The organism is Actinomadura rubrisoli (assembly GCF_004349215.1).
Lineage (GTDB): Bacteria > Actinomycetota > Actinomycetes > Streptosporangiales > Streptosporangiaceae > Spirillospora > Spirillospora rubrisoli.
Window position 1 is genome coordinate 1 of record NZ_SMKU01000551.1, and the last position, 3628, is coordinate 3628.

At 74.9% G+C, this 3628-nt stretch carries 3 protein-coding genes; all 3 read right to left on the reverse strand.

The genetic code is table 11. The annotated features are described in order from the left end of the window. Positions 1-44: 44 nt before the first annotated feature. On the reverse strand, positions 45-1151 hold the full coding sequence (bar, locus tag E1298_RS45100; RefSeq protein WP_131903513.1) for a barbiturase: 1107 nt from the start codon (positions 1149-1151) through the stop codon (positions 45-47). Between the two features lie 54 nt (positions 1152-1205). Then, positions 1206-2162 (reverse strand): carbamate kinase, encoded by a 957-nt coding sequence (locus tag E1298_RS45105; RefSeq protein ID WP_131903514.1) that lies wholly within the window; start codon positions 2160-2162, stop codon positions 1206-1208. A 50-nt stretch (positions 2163-2212) separates the two neighbouring features. Further along, positions 2213-3628, reverse strand: a 1416-nt coding sequence (locus tag E1298_RS45110; RefSeq protein WP_131903515.1) for a carboxyl transferase domain-containing protein, incomplete at its 5' end; no start/stop codon positions are given.

Sequence of the window (3628 nt, forward strand, 5' to 3'; positions counted from 1 at the left end):
GGCCGGGCGCGGTGTTGGGTGGGGCGCCCGGCCCTTGGCCCGAGTCAGTCCGCGACGACGACTGCGGCGACCGGGCCTCCGCCCGATGGGCCTTGGTGCACTGCGGCGACCGACACGAAGACGGCGGGGTCGCCGGTGACCGCGGCGGTGACCCCGCCTACGGTCGCCTTGATCTGCCGGTGCCAGTGCACGTCGGAGTCATCGAGCATGACGGTGCGCCGTCCGCGGACGCGCCCGGTGGGGTCGGCCTCGCACTTGAGGAAGACGTTCACCAGGCGGCCGGCCAGGTCGTCGGTGTGCGGCCGCTCGGGCAGGCTCAGGCCCGCCGAGCGGATCGCCGCCCAGATCCCGTCCGCGTCCAGGGCGTCCTTCATGACGCTGTGCCCGATCCGGAAGCGCCCGCCGACGCCACGCGCGTTGCCGACCACCACGATCTGGGCCCGGTCGAGCTCGACGCCGGACGAGCACGAGGCGACCGAGGAGTACAGGGACAGGTCCCGGTGGATCTGTTCGGCAGTCGGCATGGAGATCTCGCCGAGCGCGACCGCGATGCCGAGCGCGGTCGTGGAATTGGAGACGTCCATGGACTTGAGGGTGTCCTCGGTCCACACGTCGAAGCCGCGGGCCTTGGCGTCGTTGATGGTCTCCAGCACCAGCAGCGGCGTCTTGGTCTGCACGTAGTGCACATCCGCCGGGTCGCCGATGCCCGCGGCCTTCATCGCCGCGCGCACCCCCTCGGCGACGTTCTCCACCATCGCCGGGCGGCCGATGTCCTCTGGACGGATGGGCTCGCTCATCGCGACGCCCGCCGCCAGCCGCGGCTCGTCGGTGGCCTCGTACCGGCCCTCCGGGGCGTGCGCGAACACGGTCGCGTGCGGCGAGATGACCCCGTCCGTGCCGCCGGACCAGACCAGCGGTACCTCCTTCACCGCCGCCTGCGAGCGGGTGCCCTTGGCCGTCAGCACCTCGCGGAAGGCCCGGTCGGCGAGGATGCGGGTGTAGTCGTTGACGCCGCCGTTGCCCTCGGTCTTGCCGATGACGGCAAGGACGTCGTCGGCGCCGAACACACCGTCGTCGATGAGCTTGGCCAGCCCCGACGCGTCCGTCACGCTCTCGATGGCCACCTTGTGGACCTCAATCGGCCTCGGCATTTCGTCCCACCTCGTTCTCTCGTTGGTTGTTTCGGTTGTCGCGCCGGTCGAACCTCATGGGGTCCGGCGCTCGATCACGGTTCCGTCGCCGTCCTCCACGGCGGCGGCGATGCGGTCGAGCGAGGTGATCACGGCGCGCCGGCCGCCGTTCTCGACGAAGCGGGCCGCCGCCTCGGCCTTGGGCCCCATACTGCCTCCCGCGAACTGCCCCTCGGCGGCGTGGGCCCGCAGCTCAGCCGGTGTGGCACGCTCGATCGGACGCTGCCGGGCGGTGCCGAAGCCGACCATCGCGAAGGGCACATCGGTCGCGATGACCAGGACGTCGGCACCCACCTCCCTCGCCAGCAGCGCGGCGGTCAGGTCCTTGTCCAGGACCGCTTCCACGCCGCGGACACCGCTGGCGGCCTGTGCCACCGGGATCCCTCCGCCCCCGGCGGCCACCGTGACGAACCCCGCCGCCAGCAGGGCGCGGACGGCGTCGGCGTCCAGGACGGCGATCGGTTCGGGCGAGGGGACGACCCGCCGCCAGCCACGTGCGCCCCGGTCCTCCCAGGACTGGCCGAGCGCGATGAAGCGCTCCGCCTCGGCGCGCGGCAGGTAGCGGCCGACGGGTTTCGTGGGCCGTTCGAACGCGGGGTCGTCCGGATCGACGAGGGTCCGGGTGACCACCGCGGCCACCGGCACCTCCCGGCCCCGCCGCCGCAGGGCGGCCTCCAGCGCGGAGACGATCGTGAACCCCAGCGTTCCCTGGGTCTGCGCCCCGCACCAGTCGAGCGGGACGGGCGGGACGACGCCCGCGGTCATCTCGTTCTTCACCAGCAGGTTGCCGACCTGGGGGCCGTTGCCGTGGGTGAGGACGACGCGGGCTCCGGCGGCCACGAGGTCCGCGACGCGTTCCATGGCCACCTCGATCGCGGCGCGCTGCGCGTCCGGGGTGGCGCTGCCGTCGGGGCCGGTCATGGCGTTGCCGCCGAGGGCGACGAGCACGCATCCGGGCTCGGGGGTTGGCATGCTGTGGGCTCTCCTGTCGTGATGGGGGACGGTCCGCCGGGTGCGCGGGCTCAGCGCCGGGACCCGGGTCGGACGCCGGGGGTGGCGTAGCGTCCCAGGCGCGCGGCCCGGCGCTGCTCGTCGGGACGGCGCAGCAGGCTGACCAGCTCGTACTCCAGCGCGCACCCGAGGCGGGCGAGGAAGTCCGCGGGTTCGTCGGCGGCGTCGGGGCGCTCGGCGACGACACGGTCGACGACGCCGTCGCGCAGCAGGTCGAGTGAGCGTATGCCCTGCGTCCGGGCGAGTTCGGCGGCGCGGTCGGTGGTGCGGTAGCGGATGGCCGAGGCGCCCTCGGGCGGCAGCGGCGACAGCCATCCGTGCTGGGCGCACAGCACCCGGTCGGCGGGCACCAGGGCGAGCGCGCCGCCGCCTGCGCCCTGGCCGAGGATCAGGCAGAGGGTGGGGACGGGCAGGACGACCATTTCGGCGAGGCAGCGGGCGATCGCCCCCGCGAGGCCGCCTTCCTCGGCCTCCTTGCTCAGGGTGGCCCCGGCCGTGTCGATGACGCTGAGCAGGGGCAGGCCGAGTTCGGCGGCGAGGCGCATGCCGCGGCGGGCGACCCGCAGCGCGGCCGGGCCGAGCGGGCCGTGCCGGCTCTGCCACTCCCGGTCCTGGCCCAGGACCACGCACGGTGCCCCGCCGAAGCGGGCCAGCGCCAGTAGCAGCCCGGGGTCGCTCTCGCCCTCGCCGGTGCCGTGCAGCGGGACGGCGTCGGCGGCGCACCGCAGGAGGGCGCGCACCCCGGGGCGGTCGGGGCGGCGGGACAGCTCGACCGAGGTCCAGGCGGGGGTGTCGGCCAGTTCCTCCAGGGGCAGCGGAGCGGCCTCGGGCGGCTGCTCCCGCCGGGCGGCGACGATGCCCAGGACGCGGGACGCCACCGCCCGCAGCTCGGCGGGTTCGAGGACCGCGTCCAGGAGGCCGCGCGCGTGCAGGTTCTCGGCGACCTGGACGCCGGGCGGGAACGGTTCGCCGTGCAGCGCCTCGTACACCCGCGGCCCGAGGAAGCCGATCAGCGCTCCCGGCTCGGCGGCGGTGACCTGGCCGAGCGAACCCCAGGAGGCGAACGCGCCCCCGGTCGTCGGATTGCGCAGGTAGGTGAGGTAGGGCAGGCCCGCGGCGCGGTGCGCGGCGACCGCCGCGGAGATCGGGATCATCTGCACGACGGCGCTGGTGCCCTCCTGCATCCGCGTGCCGCCGGACGTCGGCGAGGCGAGGAGTGGCAGGCGCTCGGCGGTCGCGCGTTCGACGGCCAGGACGAGCCGCCGCGCGGCGGCGGTCCCGATCGATCCGGCCAGGAAGGAGAACTCGCAGGCGATGACGGCGACCCGCCGGCCGTGGATGCGCCCCTCGCCGGTGGTCACGGCCTCGTCGGCCCCGCTGCGCTCGCGTGCCCCGCGGAGTTCGTCGGCGTAGTCGGCGTCCAGATC

Excerpts from the sequence above, each read along its gene's own strand:
- bar (WP_131903513.1), bottom strand. The coding sequence starts at position 1,151 with ATGCCGAGGCCGATTGAGGTCCACAAGGTGGCCATCGAGAGCGTGACG.
- E1298_RS45105 (WP_131903514.1), bottom strand. The coding sequence starts at position 2,162 with ATGCCAACCCCCGAGCCCGGATGCGTGCTCGTCGCCCTCGGCGGCAAC.